At 36.7% G+C, this 21,712-nt stretch carries 20 protein-coding genes; 6 read left to right on the top strand and 14 right to left on the bottom strand.

The window, feature by feature from the left end; genetic code table 11:
• Positions 1-7: 7 nt before the first annotated feature.
• From tadA to sthA, 5 genes are all read right to left on the bottom strand, one after another.
• The gene (gene tadA / locus CRO21_RS05775; RefSeq protein WP_087620042.1) at positions 8-541 is read right to left on the bottom strand and encodes a tRNA adenosine(34) deaminase TadA; all 534 of its coding nucleotides are present in this window, start codon (positions 539-541) and stop codon (positions 8-10) included.
• Positions 541-1,662, bottom strand: a complete 1,122-nt coding sequence (locus CRO21_RS05770; RefSeq protein WP_087620043.1) for an enoyl-CoA hydratase/isomerase family protein — start codon at positions 1,660-1,662, stop codon at positions 541-543. The genes tadA and CRO21_RS05770 overlap by 1 nt, the downstream gene beginning before the upstream one ends.
• A gap of 6 nt (positions 1,663-1,668) precedes the next feature.
• On the bottom strand, positions 1,669-2,379 hold the full coding sequence (gene ung, locus CRO21_RS05765) for a uracil-DNA glycosylase (protein ID WP_097078376.1): 711 nt from the start codon (positions 2,377-2,379) through the stop codon (positions 1,669-1,671).
• Positions 2,380-2,403: 24 nt separating this feature from the next.
• Positions 2,404-3,000 carry a 6-pyruvoyl trahydropterin synthase family protein gene (locus CRO21_RS05760; protein ID WP_097078375.1) on the bottom strand — a complete coding sequence of 199 codons (597 nt, stop codon included), beginning with the start codon at positions 2,998-3,000 and terminating at the stop codon, positions 2,404-2,406.
• A gap of 155 nt (positions 3,001-3,155) precedes the next feature.
• Positions 3,156-4,574: a Si-specific NAD(P)(+) transhydrogenase gene (gene sthA / locus CRO21_RS05755; protein ID WP_097078374.1), complete on the bottom strand. Its 1,419-nt coding sequence runs from the start codon at positions 4,572-4,574 to the stop codon at positions 3,156-3,158.
• A 216-nt stretch (positions 4,575-4,790) separates the two neighbouring features.
• Here sthA and lipA point away from each other — a divergent pair, with 216 nt between their 5' ends.
• Complete coding sequence (gene lipA, locus CRO21_RS05750) at positions 4,791-5,804, top strand: lipoyl synthase (protein WP_097078373.1); 1,014 nt, start codon at positions 4,791-4,793, stop codon at positions 5,802-5,804.
• Positions 5,805-5,985: 181 nt separating this feature from the next.
• A complete protein-coding gene (locus tag CRO21_RS05745) occupies positions 5,986-6,417 on the top strand; it encodes a 3'-5' exonuclease family protein (protein WP_097078372.1) in 432 nt (143 codons plus the stop codon).
• Positions 6,418-6,430: 13 nt separating this feature from the next.
• Here the strand turns inward: CRO21_RS05745 and CRO21_RS05740 are convergent, their stop codons facing one another.
• The 5 genes from CRO21_RS05740 to CRO21_RS05720 all read right to left on the bottom strand — a co-directional run bounded on the left by CRO21_RS05740 (position 6,431) and on the right by CRO21_RS05720 (position 10,117).
• On the bottom strand, positions 6,431-7,369 hold the full coding sequence (locus CRO21_RS05740) for a hypothetical protein (RefSeq protein WP_097078371.1): 939 nt from the start codon (positions 7,367-7,369) through the stop codon (positions 6,431-6,433).
• A gap of 37 nt (positions 7,370-7,406) precedes the next feature.
• The gene (locus CRO21_RS05735; protein ID WP_097078370.1) at positions 7,407-8,546 is read right to left on the bottom strand and encodes a toxic anion resistance protein; all 1,140 of its coding nucleotides are present in this window, start codon (positions 8,544-8,546) and stop codon (positions 7,407-7,409) included.
• Between the two features lie 25 nt (positions 8,547-8,571).
• Positions 8,572-9,366 (bottom strand): tellurium resistance protein, encoded by a 795-nt coding sequence (locus tag CRO21_RS05730; RefSeq protein WP_097078369.1) that lies wholly within the window; start codon positions 9,364-9,366, stop codon positions 8,572-8,574.
• A gap of 146 nt (positions 9,367-9,512) precedes the next feature.
• The gene (locus CRO21_RS05725; protein WP_097078368.1) at positions 9,513-9,893 is read right to left on the bottom strand and encodes a type II toxin-antitoxin system VapC family toxin; all 381 of its coding nucleotides are present in this window, start codon (positions 9,891-9,893) and stop codon (positions 9,513-9,515) included.
• Positions 9,890-10,117 carry a type II toxin-antitoxin system Phd/YefM family antitoxin gene (locus CRO21_RS05720; protein ID WP_097078367.1) on the bottom strand — a complete coding sequence of 76 codons (228 nt, stop codon included), beginning with the start codon at positions 10,115-10,117 and terminating at the stop codon, positions 9,890-9,892. The genes CRO21_RS05725 and CRO21_RS05720 overlap by 4 nt, the downstream gene beginning before the upstream one ends.
• Before the next feature lie 232 nt (positions 10,118-10,349).
• On the opposite strand from CRO21_RS05720, the gene metH reads away from it, so the two are divergent.
• From metH to CRO21_RS05700, 4 genes are all read left to right on the top strand, one after another.
• Positions 10,350-14,048 (top strand): methionine synthase, encoded by a 3,699-nt coding sequence (gene metH, locus CRO21_RS05715; protein WP_097078366.1) that lies wholly within the window; start codon positions 10,350-10,352, stop codon positions 14,046-14,048.
• Positions 14,049-14,141: 93 nt separating this feature from the next.
• Positions 14,142-15,161: a hypothetical protein gene (locus CRO21_RS05710; RefSeq protein WP_097078365.1), complete on the top strand. Its 1,020-nt coding sequence runs from the start codon at positions 14,142-14,144 to the stop codon at positions 15,159-15,161.
• Positions 15,162-15,304: 143 nt separating this feature from the next.
• Positions 15,305-16,798, top strand: a complete 1,494-nt coding sequence (locus CRO21_RS05705) for a hypothetical protein (protein WP_097078364.1) — start codon at positions 15,305-15,307, stop codon at positions 16,796-16,798.
• Positions 16,799-16,802: 4 nt separating this feature from the next.
• Entirely contained in the window at positions 16,803-18,506 is a 1,704-nt protein-coding gene (locus tag CRO21_RS05700; protein WP_141398115.1) for a hypothetical protein, read from the top strand.
• Between the two features lie 104 nt (positions 18,507-18,610).
• Here CRO21_RS05700 and CRO21_RS05695 read toward each other — a convergent pair whose 3' ends face one another.
• The 4 genes from CRO21_RS05695 to CRO21_RS05680 all read right to left on the bottom strand — a co-directional run bounded on the left by CRO21_RS05695 (position 18,611) and on the right by CRO21_RS05680 (position 21,609).
• A complete protein-coding gene (locus tag CRO21_RS05695; protein WP_097078531.1) occupies positions 18,611-18,904 on the bottom strand; it encodes a cold shock domain-containing protein in 294 nt (97 codons plus the stop codon).
• 111 nt (positions 18,905-19,015) lie between these two features.
• Positions 19,016-19,588: a nucleotidyltransferase family protein gene (locus CRO21_RS05690; RefSeq protein ID WP_097078362.1), complete on the bottom strand. Its 573-nt coding sequence runs from the start codon at positions 19,586-19,588 to the stop codon at positions 19,016-19,018.
• Between the two features lie 17 nt (positions 19,589-19,605).
• Entirely contained in the window at positions 19,606-20,136 is a 531-nt protein-coding gene (locus tag CRO21_RS05685; protein ID WP_097078361.1) for a YaeQ family protein, read from the bottom strand.
• Positions 20,137-20,343: 207 nt separating this feature from the next.
• On the bottom strand, positions 20,344-21,609 hold the full coding sequence (locus CRO21_RS05680) for a hypothetical protein (protein ID WP_097078360.1): 1,266 nt from the start codon (positions 21,607-21,609) through the stop codon (positions 20,344-20,346).
• Between the last annotated feature and the right edge of the window lie 103 nt (positions 21,610-21,712).

Raw genomic sequence — 21,712 nt, 5'->3', positions numbered from 1 at the left:
ATTTATCTCAAATCTGACTATTTGGATTGTCAAGTTTAGCAGACTTTGCTTGTGCTCGTCGATTTTTAAAAAACTGTTTTAACATTGCCCCGCTTTCCTGTGCCAGACAACCACCCTGATAGGCAAAATAATGATTATAAAACCCTTGTTGCAACAGCTGTCTGGCACTGACCAATGATCCGGCCCGAGGCTCAAATGCAGCAAAAACAACCCGGGAAATCCGGGCATGTATTAACGCCCCAACACATTGAGTACAGGGTTCCAGTGTGACATATAAAGTAGAATCTTCAGGCAAGCGATAATTATTGATATTTTTACATGCGTCACGAATCGCTTGAACTTCGGCATGTGCCGTGGGGTCGGATAGCAGGATTGGGCAATTATAGCCACGACCAATAATTTGACCGTCATGTACAATTACCGCACCCACTGGCACCTCATGATGCGTCAAGGCCAAAGCCGCTTGCGCTAGAGCCTGATGCATCCAGTCCATATCTTCTGGAGAGAAATCGCTAAAATCCTCTATAACGCTCTCTGACATTAATGTTGCAAAACACCATATTGACGTAGCAATGCATTCCAGCTATCGACCTTATCACTTACAGGGGCATGCTCACCAAATAAATCCTGCAAATTTTTCACAGTTTTTACCTGCCAGTCTGGCTGTAAATCTTTATCAACCAAACGGGCACGCACACCCTCAATAAAATCTGCATGCTGGATTTTCCATGCCGAAATATCTTCTTCCAGTGCAAACACATCATCCCATGAGCGATGTTGTCTTGCCCATTGCCACAATAACCATGTTAATCCGGCAGTCGTTGGCGAACCATTGGTCAGGTTTTCACTGGCCTGACGTAACCAGTCACTTCTGGCACTGGCCAAACCACAAATGGCCTGATAATCCTGCACAAAATCCTGTCCACGACAAACACTATGAATGACATCTAGAGAATTTTGCAAAGGACCCGCAGCAAGCGGACGATGCAGGCTATTTAGCGTATCGTCAATGGCGCGAAAATCCCCTGCCGGATAATCCTGCCAGTGAATATTGCTTAAACGATTAAGCACTACATCACGACCTTGCTCACAAATATGCGTCGCCCAGCCAATTCCATAAGCACCTGCCGCCGTCATAATTGATCCAGTTAAACCGATAAATAATCCAATGGGCCCACGATCGGCCAGAAAACGTGTGGCACCAACATCTGGATATAAACCAATATTAATTTCCGGCATTGCCAGACGGGAATGCGGCGTGACCAGCCTGAAAGGTGCAGCCATAAATAAGCCCAGACCACCACCCATTACATAGCCCTCACCCCAAACCACCACTGGCTTGGCATAATGATGCAATAAGCGATCCAGCGCATATTCATGCTTAAAAAATTGTTTGGCCTGTTCAACTTCATCATTAATGACTAACTGCCGTAATTTTCGGACATCCCCGCCCGCACAAAAAGCTTTTGGTGTAGTTGAGTCAAACCAGATGGCTTTGACATTATTATTTTGATGCAAATATTCAAAGATGGAATATAAGGCCACCACAATCTGCTCATCCAGCGCATGCAATGACTTTGGGCGATTAAGTCGGACCGCCCACCAGCCATTTTTGACTTCTTCCACCATAACATCGGGATGGGAAATATAATCTGTATTCATCGTTATTTATGCGTCCAATTGCCAATTAATCGGTTCGATGCCATGCTGTATAAGATATTGATTGGTTTTAGAAAACACTTTACATCCAAAAAAACCACCACGATTTGCAGACAGTGGTGATGGATGTGCCGCCTTTAAAACCAGATGCTTACGGGTATCGATACGCTGTCCTTTACGTTGCGCATACGCTCCCCACAATATAAATACAACAGATTGACGCTGTTCATTAATCACATCAATTACTGCATCGGTAAATTCTTCCCAACCTTGTTTTTGGTGTGATGTTGGCTGCGCCTGCTCTACAGTCAGCACACTGTTTAACAATAACACACCTTGTTTTGCCCAGGCTGACAAATCCCCATGTTGTGGGGGTTGAATACCCAGATCAGTTTTTAATTCATGATAAATATTACGTAAAGATGGCGGTAATGCAATGCCTTTATTCACAGAAAAGCTTAGTCCATTGGCCTGTCCCACCCCATGATAGGGATCTTGCCCGAGGATAACTGCCTTAACCTGATTTAGTGGAGTATCATTTAATGCTCGAAAAATCTGTGGATTAGGCGGATAAACAACTTTTTGCTGTCTTTTTGTATCGGCCAGAAACGCCCGCAAATTCGCCATCCGATCACTCAGCAATACGGGTGCCAGTGCCGTTTTCCAGCTTTCATCTAGTTTTACACGCGCTAATTGTTCTATTGCTGCTTGATCCTGCATCCGCTGAAATCTACCTTGATCTTTTTAAAGTTTAACTTGCAATTCTACCATAGGATTTTCAAAAATCTGACCATTCTTTAATCGATCGTATAAATCCACAGAACTCCATTCTGTTTGAACCTGCTCGGAAAACTCAATTTCATCTAATGACAAAATGCCCATTTGCGGATTTTCAATATCTTCTAAAAAGCACTGCGCATAACCCGTATCCGTTTCATGTACAATCACTGAATTGATCTTGACATCCCCTTCACCATTTTGCGTCTGGGTATGTTTTAGCACTTCGGAAGCCAAGAAAAAGAAAATTCGTGAAAATTGTTCTGCCGAAGGCGACACAGGTAAAGAAATCCAGCGTGCACTAAATGCTTTACATGCGTCTATATAAGCAGCATCGTCTTTATTCCAGAAAGTAATGGCATGATCAAAACTGTCGATCAAATCCTTAATCACACCTTTTAACAAGCCAAAGTCGTAGACCATCTGACCATGATCCAGTCGATGGGCTTCAAGCAAAATTTCCACTTTATAACTATGCCCGTGAATCGAACGTTTACATCGATCCGAAGTACAGTTACGCACGATGTGTGCATTTTCAAATTTAAATAATTTTCGAATAATCATAATTGCATCTAAATATACCTAGTATTCGACTCAAGTATAAAACAAGAATCACCAATGTGAAAAATCTTTATGTGATCTTGAAAAAAAATTCAACATAAATGCTCAGACAAAAAAATAAGGCGCAAGTTGCACCTTATTTTGCTTCACAAACAATTTTAAAATAGACGATTCATACCATTTAATGCTGCCACGCGATACGCTTCTGCCATGGTCGGATAGTTAAAGGTGGTTTCTGCAAAGTATTTTAAGGAATTGTTTGGGTTTTGCATCACGGCTTGCCCGATATGGATAATTTCCGAAGCATTATTACCAAAGCAATGAATCCCTAAAATTTCCAAAGTCTCGCGATGGAAAAGAATTTTCAGCATACCCACGGTATCGCCAGTAATCTGCGCACGTGCCAGATGACGGAAAAAAGACTGACCGACTTCATAAGGGATTTTTTCTTCGGTTAATTGCTGCTCGGTTTTACCGACCGAAGAAATCTCCGGAATGGTATAAATCCCAGTGGGAATATCGGTGACAGGTTTAACATTTTCCTCACCGACCATATTGGCCCCGGCACAACGCCCCTGATCATACGCAGCCGAAGCAAGCGATGGCCAGCCAATCACATCACCAGCGGCATAAATCGTTTCAACATCAGTTTGATAACGCTCATTGACTGCAAGTTGGCCACGACTGTTTGGTTTCAATCCAACATTCTCAAGTCCAAGACCATCGGTATTGCCGGAACGGCCATTACACCAGAGAATGGCATCTGCCTTGATTTTCTTACCACTGAGTAAATGCAATACCACATGATCATCAAAAGTTTCCAGATGATCAATTTGTTCATTATGACGAATCAATACACCCAGTTCACGTAAATAATAAGATAAGGCATCGGCAATCTCGTCATCCAGATAGCTAAGCAATTTGGCTTGAGTATTAATCAAATCAACTTTATTGGATAGACCTGTAAAGATAGAAGCATATTCACAACCAATTACACCAGCACCATAAATGATAATTTTTTGAATCGAATAATCCAAATCCAGAATTTTATCCGAATCAAATACACGCGGATGATTAAAATCCAGACCTGCCGGACGATACGGACGACTACCGGTGGCAATCACAATTTGTGTACAAATCAAGGTTTCCTTAATACCGTCTTGGGTAAACACAAAGATGGTATTTTTATCCTGAATATAAGCACGGCCATGATAAATATCAATTTTATTACGATCATAAAAACGACTATGCGTTTCAACCTGTTGCTGTATGACTTTGTGTGCATTACCCAGAATCTGCTTCATGGTAAATTGCTTCCATTCTCCTACTTTTCGGAATAACGGATCGCGTTGATAATGTATGATACTGGATACTGTCTGACGCAATGCTTTACTGGGAATTGTACCTACATGGGTACAGTTTCCACCGAGTTGCTCACGGATATCGATGATCGCTACACGTTTGCCAGCTTTTGATAGCTTCATTGCTGCGCCTTCCCCGGCAGGCCCCGAACCTAAAACCACTGCATCATATTTTGCAAAGTTGATACTGGCCACTTCTTGTTTACGTGCAGGCATTCGACGCTCCTTCTTTAGCATGTGCATTACTTTCTTTAACTTATTGATAATAATATTATGCCTGAATATCTGTTAAAACGGGTCAATGAACAGTTATACTTTTCGTGATAACCACATTTCGAAAATGAATACTCAAGCCAAGGCATTCACTTAGGATTTAGGCTATACTAATTCGTTAAGTGTTTCATGCAAACATATCGCTAGGATGGAAAATTTATGTCTGTAAACCGTAAACCTGAACAGGGTGTTAAACTTCGTGGCGCAGAAAAAGTTGCTAGGATACCTGTAAAAGTTGTTCCTACGGTTGAAACGCCTCGCAAACCCGACTGGATTCGGGTCAAAATGACGGCACCTGATGAAGTTCAGCGCATAAAAACCACACTTCGGGCACAAAAATTACATACTGTATGTGAAGAAGCGGCCTGCCCCAACTTACCTGAATGTTTTGGTGGTGGTACTGCCACATTTATGATCATGGGTGATATTTGCACCCGTCGTTGTCCGTTTTGTGATGTAGCACATGGTCGACCCAATGCGCTTGATCCTGACGAACCGCGTCATATGGCAGAAACAATTTCTAATTTGAACTTAAAATATGCAGTCATTACATCGGTAGACCGCGATGATCTGTTAGATGGCGGCGCCCAGCATTTTGTTGACTGTATTGTCGAAGCACGTAAATTAAGTCCAAAAACATTACTGGAAATTCTGGTTCCCGACTTTCGTGGGCGTATGGATATTGCTTTACGCATCATGACCGAATGTCCGCCTGATGTCTTTAACCATAATATTGAAACTGTGCCACGCCTTTACAAAGCAATGCGTCCGGGTTCGGATTATCAACACTCTTTAACTTTATTAAAAATGTTCAAAGAGTATTGCCCTGATATTCCAACCAAATGTGGTTTGATGGTGGGTATTGGTGAAACAGAAGAAGAAGTGATTTCTTTACTGGATGACTTAAAAGCACACGATGTTGACTATGTCACCATCGGTCAGTATCTACAGCCCTCAAAACAACATGCACCGATTGATCGCTTTGTCACACCGGAAGAATTTGAACGTTATGCGGAGCATGGCCGCAAACTGGGCTTTAGAAATATCTGGTCTGCACCGATGGTTCGTTCTAGCTACTTTGCCGATCGCCAGTATTATGGTGAACCTGTACCGGGTGTACGTCGCAAAATTGCTCCTGAAAAGAAAATTTCCATTCTTGCTGTTGAAGCTTAAGTTGCGAACTTCTTAAAATCTCACGTTCATGTTAAAGGCACAATTTGTGCCTTTTTTTAATTATTCATTCAGTCACAAATTCCATTTCTAAAATATCAAATGTAAACCTTTAATAAAAATCTTTTCATATCCAAACTTTTATGCCAGATTAAGAGCCAATAGATCAGGAAGACTTACACAGATGAAATTATTTTTAGATTGTGAATTTAATGGTTTTGGTGGCGAACTCATCTCTTTGGCACTGGTTGATGAAGAAGGACAGTTTTTTTATGAAGTACTGCCCTGTGCAACACCAAAGGATTGGGTTTCCCAACATGTTTTGCCAAAACTGAACAAAGCTCCAATCACCAAGCAGGATTTTCAAAAAAAATTAGCCCAGTTTTTAAATCAATATACTGACCTGCATATTATTGCGGACTGGCCAGAAGATTTATCATTGTTTAGTCGTGCCTTAATTCTATCCGCTGGAAAATGTATGGTCACTCCACCCTTAATCATGGAGCTCTGGCTGCAACAAGATCAAGTCTCGATTTTTTCTGAAACACCACATTATGCACTTTCCGATGCTCAGGCCTTGGCAAAAGTCTATATGAGCAACCAGATAGATAATTAAATTTAGATATCTTTTATTCAGAAATTTTATCAAGTTGTTGATCTATACGATGAATGCGCTGATTAAACTGACGATTTAAAATATAAAACAACAGTGCAAACACGGCAAAGCTGATGAGAAAAACACTTAATATCATCTGTGAATAATGGCTAATTTTATTGGCTTGATCCACTTTGGCCTGTACAGTTTTTGCTTGCGGTGTTATCGCTTTTCCATATATTTGCTGCTGTATTGCCCATAATTGTTCTGGTTTAAAACCATATTCCGCAAAGTTTTGATGGCGATTTTCTTCCTGTATCAATCTGGTACTGTATGCAAGCGCAACATTCTTATCAATTGGGCGATGCAACAAAGCAGTTTGTACCAGCAAATAATCCTGTACTGGTTCGGATAACTGACTGGCCGCTATATAGCGATAAATCCGGCTTTGCTGGATATTATTGTCGTATTCAACCACTTCCTGATAGCGAGCTTCCTGACGATCTTTCGGAATAATTTCCGACTGTACCCACGACAAGCCTATCCAGATCAGTATAGAACTAATCAACCATGCCAGAATGTGTTTAACAAAACCCTTAATCTTTTGTCTAAACCAGGTGATTTTTTTGGCATAATATATAAATAAACTCGCACCAATCAACGCGCAACTAAATTTAAGCCCAAGCCATAATACCCAAGACAATAAATTACCAAAAATATCGGGGTTGTCACCAATACGACGTTGCACGTCATAAGCAGTCACAGGTACATGTAACTGCTGAACAGCTGGTGAAATATCATAAAAAGAATAAATCAATTGCTGATTAAAAAATAATGCCACCAGACTCATGATTATCATTGTTACAGATAACACCATATACGTCCGCATACGGTTTCTGCGGCTTTTTAATTGTGATAGACCAGATAGCAGTTCGGTCTGATTCACTGGCGCAACATTCTGTACATTCTTCATCAATGCTTCCAACCATTCTGCAACAAATACAGCTGTCTTAATTTAATCGCTGTTGTGTATTTTGCGATGAATCAATCACCAGCGTATTCAGATTACTCTGTAGCGTTTTTAACTTTTGTGTTGCCTGTTCACGCTGTGCCATGCCGTCTTTCTGAATTTGAATCACATCATTAACCGTTTTAATCAGAGTATTCTGAACATGCTCAAGTGTTTCTACATCGATCACCGAACGTTGGTTGGCTTTTGCGGTATTCACCGAATTGCTGTGTAACAGTTCGGCATTGCGACGTAATAATTCATTGGTGGCATCATCAATGGTATTGGCAAGTTCTACACTGTTTTTTTGTTCATTTAACGATAATGCCAGACTAATCTGATTTTTCCATGCCGGTAAAGTAATGTTCTTAATCGCATAAAACTTATCAACCAGCATCAAGTTATTGGACTGGATAATCCGAATCATTGGCAGGGTTTGTAATGCTGATTGTTGCAGCATCTGTAAATCATGCACCCGCTTTTCCAGATTATTGGCAGCATGATTAAGATCATAAACCTGCTGGACCGTTGTCTGATCTTGTTCCTGCGCAGTTAATGCAGAAATCTGCTGGGCGATTTGCTGTTGCTTTAATTGCCCGGCTGCAACATAAATACCCAGCGTATGGTGCTCCTCTTGTACTGCTTCATACATCTTATCCAGCATTTCTACCCGTTGTTTTAAACCGGATTGAGAAGTTTCAATTTCCTTGACCAGTGTATCAATCTGTTCTTTGGTGGTGTTAAATTGCACTTGGAAATTTTGTTTGGCATTTTTAAACTTGGAAAAAATCGCGCCTAAAATACCGGTCTTACGATTTTCGGCCAACAAATTATTACTATTCAGCTGTTGCGCAACAGTCACCACCTGATTAAGTTTTTGCCCAGTTTCCTCCAGATCTTTGTTTTGAACCAAACTTAATAAATCATCGGTATAGGCAGATGTTTTTCCCGCAATATTTTTACCATATTCTGCCACAGTATTCGGATTGATTTCTGCCAGCTCTTTACTGGCTTCCACCACTTGTGAAAAATCCTCGGCCTGCAAGCCTAGATGTTTTAAATCCAGTTGCTCAAACTGAGATGATGTTAATGTCTGATCCGATGTCACAATTACATGTGGGTTTTGCGCGTCATTTGTCATTTATTTCTCTCTTTATTACCTATAATCATTTGCTTGGTGCAGTTTTTACTGCATAGTCCAAAGTCTGAATTAATCGTTCTCTTGCGTCATTGAGTTGCTGAAGTTCCTGCGGATTTTGTACAGTTTGTAGCTGTAATACATGTTGTTGCCACGCTGGAATCAAAATATTTTTGGCCTCATTAAAGCGATCCAGAATGGTCATTGCCGTATTTTGGCTTAAATTCTGCTGTAACATTGCCATATCTGTCGCACTTTGCGAAGTCATTAAGGTGTTAATTTTTTTATGCAGACGATCCTGAAATGCATCCAGTGACATTTTGCGATCGGCAAAGGCATGACACTCCTGAACAAATTGCTCTGCCGCAACCACATAATGCGCCATTTCGATACGTAACTGCTCTAGATCCTGCATCTGCTTTTGCGATTGATAAATTTCTGTCGCCACTTGATAACTCAGACGGGTTGCAACATTTACCAATTGATTAAGCTCATTTAAAAAATTAACCGAACCGGCCTGTTGTTCAAGATCTATACCAAACCAGCGCTGAATAAAGTTATATTTTTTCTGTCCAAAATATCTTTTTGACTGATTCAATTGATTAATCAACTGTCGAATCACCTGACTTAACTGTTGCGACGTTGGTATTGATTGCGATAACAATAATTGATTTTGTGCCTGCACAATATGATCTGCATAATGCGTCAACAAAGTTGGGTTACGCATAAAAGGAACCAGTACATTACGCTTAATTTTCAATAACATCTCTTGATCTAAACTGATGTCATGTAAAGCAATAAAGTTTTGGGAATATTGTGTCATCTGTGCTTCAAACGATCCTGAGTCAATCAATGAATTAAGTTTAATCTTTATATATGAATTTAAACTGAAATTTCAAAGTTGTATGCTGTAGTTTTGCAATTATTTATGTTTTCTAAAACTTATCTTGGACAGTAAAGGAATAGTGATTATTCAGCAATAAACTTTTGAATATTAAGATGAGGAATAAATTTATAATGCTTATCGTTTGCTGTGAGCAATGTTTCTGCAAACTGTATTGCTGTTGCTGCAATTAAAGCATCTGCCATTTGCATTGCATGACTTAGTGCATATTCCTGCACATAAAATGTCGCTCTTGCTGAAATGTCCTGATCGATATGAATAATATTGACATTCCAGTAATGTAGCGCTTTCTGAAAACGATAACTTTCCTGTTTGTTTTTCATTCCCTGTAATAATTCCATATATGTTACAGAGGAAATGGAGAAAGGTAAATTTGCTTCTATAATAATTTTAGCAGAAGCCTTACCACGTAGATACCAAATTAGAACATCAGTATCAATAATCAAAACTGTCTGCCTCTTCGTATCTCTCTCACCAGCTCATCAACTGATGTATGATCCTCATGAGTTTGCCACATCGCAAAAATATCAGCTTGATGCGCCTGCACCTCAATAGGCACAATCTTTGCCAAGGGCTGACCTCGGTAAGTCACAACAACTTCCTGACCATGCTGTACTTGCTGGATAATTTTTCCAGATTGTGTTCTTAATTCTTTTGTAGAAACCTGCATAAGCTATCTCCAAGTATATACTTTAGAGTGTACACTTGGTTGAGCAAATTACCAACAAAAAATTTATCTAAGATTATTCTTGTGAAAATTCAAATGCATTAAAAAGGCAAAATAATCTATATCAAAATCTTCAAACTTCATCATGATATCTCTATGCACATCACCGCAAAATTGTAATTTTCTGCTAAACTTCGCCATCTGTAATACAACTGAATTTTAGCGAGCGTTCTGCATGTCCACCACTGCACCATTGTTAGCCACTTTAAAACAACTTTTAGCGCAACGGATTTTGATCATTGATGGTGCAATGGGAACCATGATCCAACGCCACAAGCTAGAAGAACAAGATTATCGTGGCGAACGTTTTGCCGACTGGGCATCAGATTTAAAAGGCAATAATGACCTATTGGTACTGACGCAACCGCAAATTATTCAAGGTATTCACGAAGCCTATCTGGAAGCTGGCGCAGACATCATTGAAACCAACAGTTTTAATGGTACTCGGGTCTCAATGTCGGATTATCACATGGAAGATCTGGTCCCCGAGATTAACCGTGAAGCCGCACGACTGGCAAAAGCTGCCTGTGAAAAATACTCCACACCAGATAAACCACGTTTTGTCGCAGGTGTGCTTGGGCCAACCTCCCGCACCTGCTCAATTTCACCTGATGTCAATAATCCTGCCTTTCGTAACATTAGCTTTGATGCGCTAAAAGAAAATTATATCGAAGCCACCCATGCACTGATTGAAGGCGGTGCAGACATCATTCTGATCGAAACCGTGTTCGATACACTAAATTGTAAAGCGGCAATTTTTGCAGTTAAAGAAGTATTTAAGCAAATTGGACGTGAATTACCCTTGATGATTTCGGGGACGATTACTGATGCTTCTGGGCGTACTTTAACAGGGCAAACTGCCGAAGCTTTCTGGAACTCTGTACGGCATGGTGATTTATTATCCATCGGATTTAACTGTGCTCTTGGTGCAGATGCGATGCGTCCGCATGTCAAAACCATTGCTGATATTGCCGATACCTTTGTTTCCGCACATCCCAACGCTGGCTTACCCAATGCTTTTGGTGAATATGACGAAACACCAGAACAAACTGCTGCCTTTATCAAGGAATTTGCGGAAAGTGGTTTGATCAATATTACCGGTGGGTGCTGTGGTACTACCCCTGATCATATTCATGCGATCTATCAAGCCGTTAAAGACATTAAACCACGTCAAGTGCCTGAAACTATACCTGCTTGCCGTTTAAGTGGTCTGGAACCGTTTAATATCTATAGTGACTCCCTATTTGTTAATGTTGGTGAACGTACCAACGTTACAGGCTCAAAAAAATTCCTGCGCCTGATCCGTGAAGAAAACTTTGCCGAGGCACTAGATGTCGCACAACAACAAGTTGAAGCAGGTGCACAAGTCATCGACATCAATATGGATGAAGGCATGCTGGATTCACAAAATGCCATGGTGCATTTTTTAAATCTTGTTGCTTCCGAACCCGATATTTCCCGTGTACCCATCATGATCGACTCTTCCAAATGGGAGATTATCGAGGCTGGTTTAAAATGCGTACAAGGCAAACCAATTGTCAACTCGATTTCTCTCAAAGAAGGTTATGACGAGTTTGTCCATAAAGCCCGACTATGCCGCCAATATGGTGCAGCAATTATTGTCATGGCATTTGATGAAGCGGGACAGGCCGATACCGCAGCCCGTAAACGTGAAATCTGTAAACGTTCCTATGACATTCTGGTCAATGAAGTTGGCTACCCGTCAGAAGATATTATTTTTGATCCAAACGTGTTTGCAGTAGCCACAGGGATTGAAGAACACAATAATTATGCAGTGGACTTTATTGAAGCCACCGGCTGGATTAAACAGAACCTGCCTAATGCGATGATTTCTGGCGGTGTATCGAACGTATCATTCTCTTTCCGTGGGAACGAACCCGTGCGTGAAGCGATTCACTCCGTGTTCCTATACTATGCCATCAAACAAGGCATGACCATGGGGATTGTTAATGCTGGGCAAATGGCAATCTATGATGACATTGATAAAGAGCTTAAAGATGCGGTTGAAGATGTTATCTTAAATCGTAATCAGGGCGAAAGCGGTAACGATGCCACAGAAAAACTGCTGGAAGTAGCAGAAAAATATCGTGGACAAACAGGCGCAGTCAAAGAAGCCGAAAATCTGGAATGGCGTAATCAGCCTGTGGAAAAACGTCTGGAATATGCGTTGGTCAAAGGCATTACCACATTTATCAATGAAGATACCGAGGAAGCCCGTTTAAAAGCCAATCGTCCGATTGAAGTGATTGAAGGTGCCTTAATGGATGGCATGAACGTGGTGGGTGACTTGTTTGGTTCGGGAAAAATGTTCCTGCCGCAAGTGGTGAAATCGGCCCGTGTCATGAAACAAGCTGTGGCATGGCTGAATCCCTACATTGAAGCCGAAAAAGCTGAAGGACAAGCCAAAGGTAAAGTGCTGATGGCAACCGTCAAAGGCGATGTCCATGATATCGGTAAAAACATTGTCGGAGTCGTATTGGGCTGTAATGGTTATGATATTGTCGATCTAGGTGTGATGGTGCCAGCAGAAAAAATCCTGCAAACTGCGATTGATGAAAAATGTGACATCATCGGGCTATCTGGCTTGATCACGCCTTCTCTCGATGAAATGGTATTTGTTGCCAAGGAAATGCAACGTAAAGGCTTTAACATTCCATTATTGATTGGCGGTGCAACCACATCAAAAGCACATACTGCCGTCAAAATTGAACCGCAATATCAAAATGATGCCGTGATTTATGTTGCCGATGCGTCCCGTGCAGTGGGTGTTGCCACCACCCTATTGTCTAAAGAAATGCGTGGGGCATTTATTGCCGAACATCGTGCCGAATATGCCAAAGTCCGTGAACGTATCGCCAATAAACAACCCAAAGCAGCCAAACTTAGTTATAGCGAAGCAATTGAAAACGGCTTTAAAATCGACTGGGATGCGTATGTCCCACCCAAACCGAATTTTATCGGCACGCAAACGCTTAGCCATTATCCACTAAAAACTTTGGTGCCATATTTTGACTGGACACCGTTCTTTATTTCATGGTCACTGGCAGGCAAATTCCCCAAAATTCTTAAAGATGAGATTGTCGGTGAAGCTGCAACCGATTTGTACAATCAAGCGCAAGACATGCTAAAAGACATCATCGAAAATGACCGCTTTGATGCCCGTGCTGTATTTGGGCTTTTCCCAGCTAAACGCACAGGTGCAGATACTGTCAGTGCTTATGATGAAACTGGTAAGGTGACCCATACTTTTGAACATATCCGCCAGCAATCGGACAAAGTCACAGGTAAACCAAATTTATCATTAGCAGATTTTGTCAGCTCAAGCGACAGCCAACAGGATTATTTAGGTGGATTTACCGTATCGATTTTTGGTGCGGAAGAACTCGCCAATGAATATAAAGCCAAAGGCGATGATTATTCTGCAATTTTGGTGCAGTCGCTAGGTGATCGTTTTGCCGAAGCATTTGCCGAGCATTTGCATGAACGGATTCGTAAAGAATACTGGGGCTACCAAGCCAATGAACAGTTAAGCAATGAAGAACTGATCAAGGAAAAATATGTCGGGATACGCCCTGCACCTGGATATCCTGCATGTCCCGAACATTCGGAAAAAGCGGTATTGTTCGACTGGCTCGGCTCAACCGATAAAATCGGCACTTATCTCACCAGTAGCTTTGCCATGTGGCCGCCTTCAAGTGTAAGCGGTTTTTATTATAGCCTGCCGCAAAGTGAATACTTTAATGTCGGGAAAATCGCATTGGATCAGCTTGAGGATTATGCAAAGCGTAAAGGCTGGACACTGGATGAAGCGAAACGCTGGTTAGCGCCGAATTTGGATGATTCGGTGGGTTAGCCTAGTATTTAATCAAATGAAACAAATAGTCTCGTTTTTCATAACTTAATAGTTATAATATCAACTGACACCTTAAATTACTAAATTGATAACATGGAAAAAAATAGTTCAAGAGATATTATAGCTTATAAGTTATACTCACAAGCAGACTCTGTCAAAGGATACATAAGACCAGTAGCAGAGTTTGATGGGAAAAATTATATACTTCTTAATGCGAACAATTTTTGTGCATCAGAAAAAGTTTTTGTAACTAGTGCATATGATGAAATTGATACTAAATATAAATCTTTAGAACTTTTCAAAATTACTATTTTTGAATCGCAGTTTAAAAATCCTGATTTGCCTATTGAAAGAAATTGTAATTTTGTTACTCAAGGTTTCAAAACTACTGATCTAAGACCCAGAGAATTTGTTGAAATTATATTAGGTGAACTACCTGATCCTAACCAGCCAATCTTAGATATCAACTATTATCCTAGTACGACCTATATTTATATTGTAAATAATAAAAATATATGTTTTGGACCATTTAAGTGGGAAGCAATAGAAGATAATGAAAAATTATTATTAAAAAGAATAGACAGTCCGTTGCCAGGTAGAGTGCTATACAATGGAAATATTTTTACCGCTGAATTTGATGAACTAACTGAAAATATTTTACCATGTAAACTTCCTGAAGGAGATAGATTATATTTTACTGATTTAACTAATTTACATAATAACTCTAAACTTACATCAATGGATTATTCATCTGATGAAGATATTGTAACTCTATTTAGCAAAATTTCAAAAGAATTAAATTATAATAGTAAGAAAGCTGATTTTTTATTTCTAGAAACACAAGTAAAGAAAATACCAAAATTCAATCAGAAAGCCATTTTAGATAAATTACCAAAATTTAGAGAAATTTCAAATGAAAATTTTAATTTCAAAGAAGATTTAGTGGAGGCTTTTGAAAAATTTTTAAGAACTAATTTAGGTACTAAAATAGTAGAAGAGTTTATTAATAAAAATAAAGACGAATATTTAAAAGATATAAAGTATAACTCTAGTGCCGAAATTGAATATTCTTTACGTGAAAAAAATTTAGAACTTGAAGAACTAACAATCTAAAATCTAAAACAATAAACAATAAACAATAAACAATAAACAATAAACAATAAACAATAAACAATAAACAATAAACAATAAACAATAAACAATAAACAATAAACAATAAACAATAAACAATAAACAATAAACAATAGCTTATAGCCTTGGGTAAAGAAATTGAAGATAGAAATAAAGTTAAATTTGATACTGAATTATTAGATAATGCGAAAAAACATGCAGATTTAGATAAAGATATTTTACAAAAAAAAGAAACACTTAATAGTTTAAATATAGAATATGATTCTTTATCCAAAAAACACCTTACATTAAAAAAATATGATCAAGTTATAAAAGATCTCGAAGACGCAGAAACTAAATATAGATATGAGTTTGAAAGACAACTTACCATAGAAAAAGAAACACATCGTTTAACTAAATTATATTCTGAGGCTGAAGATAATTTAAGATTAAAACTTTTTGAATTAAAACCATTTGTTGAAACAATAAATGGAAATAATATTTCAACAATAAAAAAAGTTGAAATGGATATTTCTATTCAATCTCATGTAACAGATCCAACTAATACAAATATTCCATTTAATATTATTAATCGAATAGAACAATCTTTACGAGTTAAAGGGCGATCTATCTCTCCAATAGAGATTATTAATTTAATTATTACTATTCAACAATCTTTTCTTTGTTTCCTGGCAGGACTTCCTGGAGGAGGAAAAACATCTTTAGTAAGGCTACTAGCTGATGTTAACGGTATAAGTAGTAAAAGATTTTTGGAAATTCCTGTAGCACGAGGTTGGACTGGGCAAAAAGATTTAATAGGATATTTCAACCCTATTTCTAATAGATTTCAAACTTCTAGTACAGGGATGTATAATTTTATTAGTGCACTTGATAAAGAGTCAGATAATAATATTAATTCTGCTCTGGCTTTAATATTATTAGATGAAGCCAATTTAAGTCCAATAGAACATTATTGGTCTTCATTTATGGGAATTAGTGATGATATTAGAACTAAAAAATCAATACGCTTGGGTGAAAATTTGTTTACAATTCCTGAAAATCTAAGATTCATTGCTACTATTAATTATGACAATACAACAGAATTCTTATCCCATCGTATATTAGATAGAGCGCCTGTAATATTATTGGATGGTAACCAGATCATACCATCAATGATTAATGATGAATTTCAATCATTAGAAAAAATAATACCAATGCCTATTTCTTATAATTCTATGGAACAATATTTTGGTACAGTCGACCAAATTCCTGATTTAACCGATAAAGAGCAAAGAATTTTTGATCAGATTAAATCAACATTAGAAGATAAAACTTTTGAATATGGAAAAAGTATACAAATTAGTAATCGAAAAGTTATCGCTATTCATCAATACTGTAATAAAGCTAGACCTTTAATGAGAACGTATTCAGATGATAATGATGTTCTTGCATTAGATTATGCAATTTTACAATTAATTCTCCCACAAATACGTGGCAATGGTAAAAATTTTAGCAATAGGCTTCTTAAATTAAAAGATGTTTTAAATTCACATGAACTCAATAAATCTGTGGAATGTTTAGAAACAATAATTAATAATGGAAATGCTGATCTAAATACTTATGATTTTTTCTGCTGGTAGCCAAATGATTAATGTAACCTTATTGATTAATGAAGAAGTTTTTTATGAGATACCCTCATCTCCTATTACCATTTTAGATAATGATTCTCTTCAAATAGTTATTAAGAATATTGACCTTGTTGATAATATTAATGATATAGAAATTTATATAGAAGATTATATATTACCATTACATTATAATGAATACAATCAAGAATTAACTTCAATTAAAGATAATGTATTTAGAGAAAGTTTCGGTTACTCTACAATTAGATTATATATTAATAATGATATATATAAGGAAATTATATTCAATGTATTGACACATCAAAAAAAGTTTGAACAAATTAAAGAAATGGTATCTTATTTGATAAATAAAAATAATCTTATTCTTGATATCTGTTTTTCAAGGACAAAACTAGAAATATCACCACTGGGTGATTCAAAAGCAACTTTTGAATCTACACTTAATTTAGCAGAAGAAATAGTTAGTATTTTTCTTACAAAAAAAAATAGTTTTTCTAAAGTACTAAAACATTATTTAGAAAAAAATAAAGAAGGATTTGATAATTTCAATAATTTCAATATAGATCCATACGAAATTTTTAATAATATTTCTGATTTATTTCCCTCAAACGATCCAGAATCTATACATATTCATGGTAGAAATTTTTCATTAGATAAAATTAAAAGAGATATATTGATTGACTCTTATAATGTAGAAGAAAATCAAATAATTGTAGGGGGACTTATATCTATAAAAAATAAATTAATAGATATGCAGACTATTCTTTTTCATGAATTAAATACAAATAGTCTCACATATGAACATGAATATAGCAATTTTAAAAAATTTAAAAACCAATATGATATTGATAATTTATATTTATTTATTACTACTAATGGTATGAACAAGCGTATAGAAAATCTCATAAACTCTATAGATCTAATTCTTTTTGAACTACAAAAAAAATTAAATATTAAATATTTAGGTTTTTTATATCCCAAAATCACTCAATTTGTTAAAAATTCTAGTTTTTATAAGAATATTTTTATAAAGCTTTTTGACTGGTATCATTTAGGCAGTCCATCAATAGGCGTAAATCAAAATTTAACTAAAATTAGATCAACATCAAAGATTTATGAGCTTTTTTGCTTATATCATTTTATTGAAAAAATTCATGAATCTGGTTGGAATGTTATTAAATCTCAAGAACATAGTTTTTTCAAAAATTTTATCCCAGAATATATTAAGTTTCAAAAAGATTCTTATATTTTAGAGCTATTCTACGATAAAACTATTAGCTCTTTTGATCAAGAGCTCTCATTAAATAATGATCTTGTTTATTTAAAACATAATAAAAAATCATCTTTAGATTTTTACACTCCCGATTTCATATTTAAAATCAATCATATAAATGGAAATGTCAAATACTTTATATTTGATGCTAAATACAGCAGTTCTAATACATTATATAAATATAATGTATTAGATGAGTTGTATAGGAAATATTATACTAATTTAGCAATATTTAATTCTGAATCTATGACTTTAGAATCAAAAAATATTTTAGCTATAATTGCAATCCATCCTTATGGAGAAAAATATTTATCAAAATGGAAAAATATTAAGAATATTACAATTTTTCCTATAGTAGAAACATTCAAACTTAACAATAGTGATCATAATTTTAATAAATATATAAGTTTTTTTGAATCTTCACTTTAGATTATTGCTAAATGTCCTATCTTTTTGATTTCCACCGAAAGTAAAACTTTAAATTTCATGGATTATAAAATTAGTAAATTATTTCAAGACATAAATTAGATTATCTACTTCTTAAAATTACCCAACAACGCACTAGCAATCGATTTATTATGCTCGGCAACTCTCGATTTTTTTGCCTTTGCCGACTGATCGACAACGCGTTCAATTTTAATCGCCTTCAACTTGCCGTTATTTTCAGCAATGATAAATTTCACTCTTTCATTGCGCTGAGGTTCGCCATCGGCAAGTGGGAAATCTGAAATATGAAAGAAAATATCTTGCTCAAGCCCACCAATAAAGCCAAAGCCTTTTTTGGCATCGTATTGTTTAATTTTTCCTTGATACACTTCAGACTTCATCGCTATTCCCCAGAACATGACATAATTTCTTTATTATACCTTGATCGCTATCCATAAAGAAAATATCTAAACGTAAATTCTATCCGTATAGATGGTTATCGTAGAGAATTTTTAAACAAACGTACGTTTATATTTTTCATGGTTTTCGATATTGCTTAACTCATCCTTTTCATCCCAAATTTGCAATTCCCAAGGAAAGTAAAAATTTGACTTATTTTTAAAATAAACATGTAAACCACAATAGCCATTTTTATCACGATAATACCAGTTCTTTAAGCCATACTTTTCCTGCCATTCATCTAACAATTCATTGATCGCCTCCACATCTTCGGTGTTTAGGATAATTCTTGCACCAAAAATATCATTGAACCAGTTATTCACTGGATATTGATCACGATGACTTGAAAAACGTGAGATCTTATCATCAATACTTTCCAAGGTTTTAACCCGATAATAGTACTGCAATAAAAATCCTTTTTTATTTTTAATCAAATAATCATTAATGCTTTCATGCAAATTCAAACGATATTTTGCAATATGTTGATAGGGTACACGACCTATCGTTTTTGATAAATTAATCTTTTCAATACGTCCTGTTTCAAAGTAATCACAATAAAAGTCAGTATGGATTTTATTAATGCTTTCAATCATTAATTCAACTTTTTTTAGTACATTATGATCCATACTTTCCTTACGCTCTGTTATTGCAACTTTATCCACTCAATTTCAGCTTGTCCATGTTCACCAATCAAGGTCCACTCCCCGTCCATGACATTCAGCTGTAATTGCATAGTACGTTCACAAAGGGCTTGTATCGCTGTGGTCGTGGCTTCGGACAATTGCCACACTTCAACATTTTTTAAGGTTTTGAGTTTACTACTACGTTTATACCATTCGGCCACAGCAGCACCATATGCAATTACAACAACCTGCGAACAACGCGCACTGGCTTTTTTGACTTTATCTTCATCAGGGCAACCGACTTCAATCCATTTTTCCAATTGCCCTGTTAAGTCTTTTTGCCATAAAGCGGGCTCATCGGTTTCAAATAAATCTTTGGTAAATTCCAGCGCATCATCGGCATAACGGGCAAATGCCAAAATTCTGACCATTAAACGTTCAATGGTTTCTGAGGGATGCAGTGCCATGGTCAGTTGATAATCACCATATTGATGGGTATCCATGTTGGCAATATTGAGTTCTGCTTTATAAATGGTTGCTTTTAATGCCATACGTTTAACACACAGTCGATCCTGAAATTTGCGCCTAGCATAGCGGATTTCATTATTTTTTGCTGATTAAATTTTAAAGTTTAAGTCGTAGTTTGAAGTAAAAATCAAGCAGGCTAAAGATTGAAAAGCTAAAATTTTTTGAATGCTATGAGAATAATAAGATCATCTATCATATCTAACATGATAGATGATCTTTAAGGTGATGGTTTAATCCTTATTCGGTAATTTTATTTGGACTTTAGAAACACCTGTGAGATAACTTAAATAATCAAGAAATGCACTCTCATTTAAGAAATTTTCATACGTTTTATTGATAAAGTTCGGTTCATAGCGTGTGCCAGCATAAATATAACCATCACTATGTTTTACGATTACAGGTAAAGTCTGGAATTGACTTGTATTGATTGGTAAAGATGATTCTTCAAGTTTTGCTATATCCCTTAAATCAGCTTCAAGTACAATAACTTTTGAATCATTTACTGTAGTAATGCCATATTTTTGTATGAGATGATCTTTCTCAAATTGCGCCAGGTCAGCATCACAACCCGTTTGTTTATTGATAGCAAGCGTTCCATCCGCATTAAACTTAATTAGCCTATTTAAACCTGTGACAAAACAAAAAGGTTTAGAAAATGAGCTATGAGCAGTTATAAAATCAGATAAGGTACTATATTTAGCAGTATCGTAAAAGTTGTTTGGAGAATAGGATTTATCACTTTTAACCAATGAATAAACTGGCTGATTAGTCAACATCACACCAAAATCATAAAGTTTTGCATCAGTCGCATAATACACCTTATTATCTGGAAGTATATTTAAGATGCTCAAATCATATTCAGCAGCTTTTAGACGATATCGAATATTATTTTGCAAAAATGTATGATGGTCTTTATCCTGCTGATACTTGATAACGGCATTTCGTTGGTAGGTATCCAAGCTACCCTTTGACCATTGTTTTCCATCATGATAAAAATCGTCAACCAAGGCAACGTTTAGAGGTATTGTACTTCTCAGTAATGTGCCCGAAGTATCGCTTTTAATCCATTTATTTTGTTTGGATAAATATGCCCAACTATCTGAAACCAATTCATTATTCCGATTGAGATAATATCTTATAAAACCTTGGCAAGCTGTACCACTGGCTACAGCACATTCATTCGCACCAATTCCAATCACATTAAACGTACTTTGAACATATAATCCTGTTTTAACAGCCTCAACAAAACTCTTTTCACTTTCGGCAGTGCTGATTAAGACAATATCTAAAGGATTTATATTTTCAATCGGCTTGGGCTGATATGTGGTATTTTCCAAGTCATTTGGTGTAGACGGTTTGGTCTCTGGTTTTGTCGTATTATTCGCACTGTTATTGGATTCCGAACTTGAAGAACCTCCACCACCACACCCTTGAAGAGCAACTAATCCGAATACTAGCGCAGTTAAAACTAATTTTGGTTGTTTAATTTGATACATTTTTACCTTTAAATCAATTTAATCTATAATCAAACGCCGCAGTATAGGCCTCTTTTCAAATGTTCCAATTGTATTTTATACCAAAAATATTAAAAATTTCATA

Source organism: Acinetobacter puyangensis (assembly GCF_900096995.1).
Classification (GTDB): domain Bacteria; phylum Pseudomonadota; class Gammaproteobacteria; order Pseudomonadales; family Moraxellaceae; genus Acinetobacter; species Acinetobacter puyangensis.
The sequence above is the reverse complement of the archived record's forward strand: the minus strand, read 5'-3'. Positions and strand labels throughout refer to the sequence as shown.

Excerpts from the sequence above, each read along its gene's own strand:
- CRO21_RS05720 (WP_097078367.1), bottom strand. The coding sequence starts at position 10,117 with ATGCAGGTTTCTACAAAAGAATTAAGAACACAATCTGGAAAAATTATC.
- CRO21_RS05690 (WP_097078362.1), bottom strand. The coding sequence starts at position 19,588 with ATGGATCATAATGTACTAAAAAAAGTTGAATTAATGATTGAAAGCATT.
- CRO21_RS05695 (WP_097078531.1), bottom strand. The coding sequence starts at position 18,904 with ATGAAGTCTGAAGTGTATCAAGGAAAAATTAAACAATACGATGCCAAA.
- ung (WP_097078376.1), bottom strand. The coding sequence starts at position 2,379 with ATGCAGGATCAAGCAGCAATAGAACAATTAGCGCGTGTAAAACTAGAT.
- CRO21_RS05770 (WP_087620043.1), bottom strand. The coding sequence starts at position 1,662 with ATGAATACAGATTATATTTCCCATCCCGATGTTATGGTGGAAGAAGTC.
- CRO21_RS05700 (WP_141398115.1), top strand. The coding sequence starts at position 16,803 with ATGATTAATGTAACCTTATTGATTAATGAAGAAGTTTTTTATGAGATA.
- tadA (WP_087620042.1), bottom strand. The coding sequence starts at position 541 with ATGTCAGAGAGCGTTATAGAGGATTTTAGCGATTTCTCTCCAGAAGAT.
- CRO21_RS05760 (WP_097078375.1), bottom strand. The coding sequence starts at position 3,000 with ATGATTATTCGAAAATTATTTAAATTTGAAAATGCACACATCGTGCGT.
- CRO21_RS05740 (WP_097078371.1), bottom strand. The coding sequence starts at position 7,369 with ATGAAGAATGTACAGAATGTTGCGCCAGTGAATCAGACCGAACTGCTA.
- metH (WP_097078366.1), top strand. The coding sequence starts at position 10,350 with ATGTCCACCACTGCACCATTGTTAGCCACTTTAAAACAACTTTTAGCG.
- CRO21_RS05735 (WP_097078370.1), bottom strand. The coding sequence starts at position 8,546 with ATGACAAATGACGCGCAAAACCCACATGTAATTGTGACATCGGATCAG.
- CRO21_RS05680 (WP_097078360.1), bottom strand. The coding sequence starts at position 21,609 with ATGTATCAAATTAAACAACCAAAATTAGTTTTAACTGCGCTAGTATTC.
- CRO21_RS05745 (WP_097078372.1), top strand. The coding sequence starts at position 5,986 with ATGAAATTATTTTTAGATTGTGAATTTAATGGTTTTGGTGGCGAACTC.
- sthA (WP_097078374.1), bottom strand. The coding sequence starts at position 4,574 with ATGCCTGCACGTAAACAAGAAGTGGCCAGTATCAACTTTGCAAAATAT.
- CRO21_RS05730 (WP_097078369.1), bottom strand. The coding sequence starts at position 9,366 with ATGACACAATATTCCCAAAACTTTATTGCTTTACATGACATCAGTTTA.
- lipA (WP_097078373.1), top strand. The coding sequence starts at position 4,791 with ATGTCTGTAAACCGTAAACCTGAACAGGGTGTTAAACTTCGTGGCGCA.
- CRO21_RS05710 (WP_097078365.1), top strand. The coding sequence starts at position 14,142 with ATGGAAAAAAATAGTTCAAGAGATATTATAGCTTATAAGTTATACTCA.
- CRO21_RS05685 (WP_097078361.1), bottom strand. The coding sequence starts at position 20,136 with ATGGCATTAAAAGCAACCATTTATAAAGCAGAACTCAATATTGCCAAC.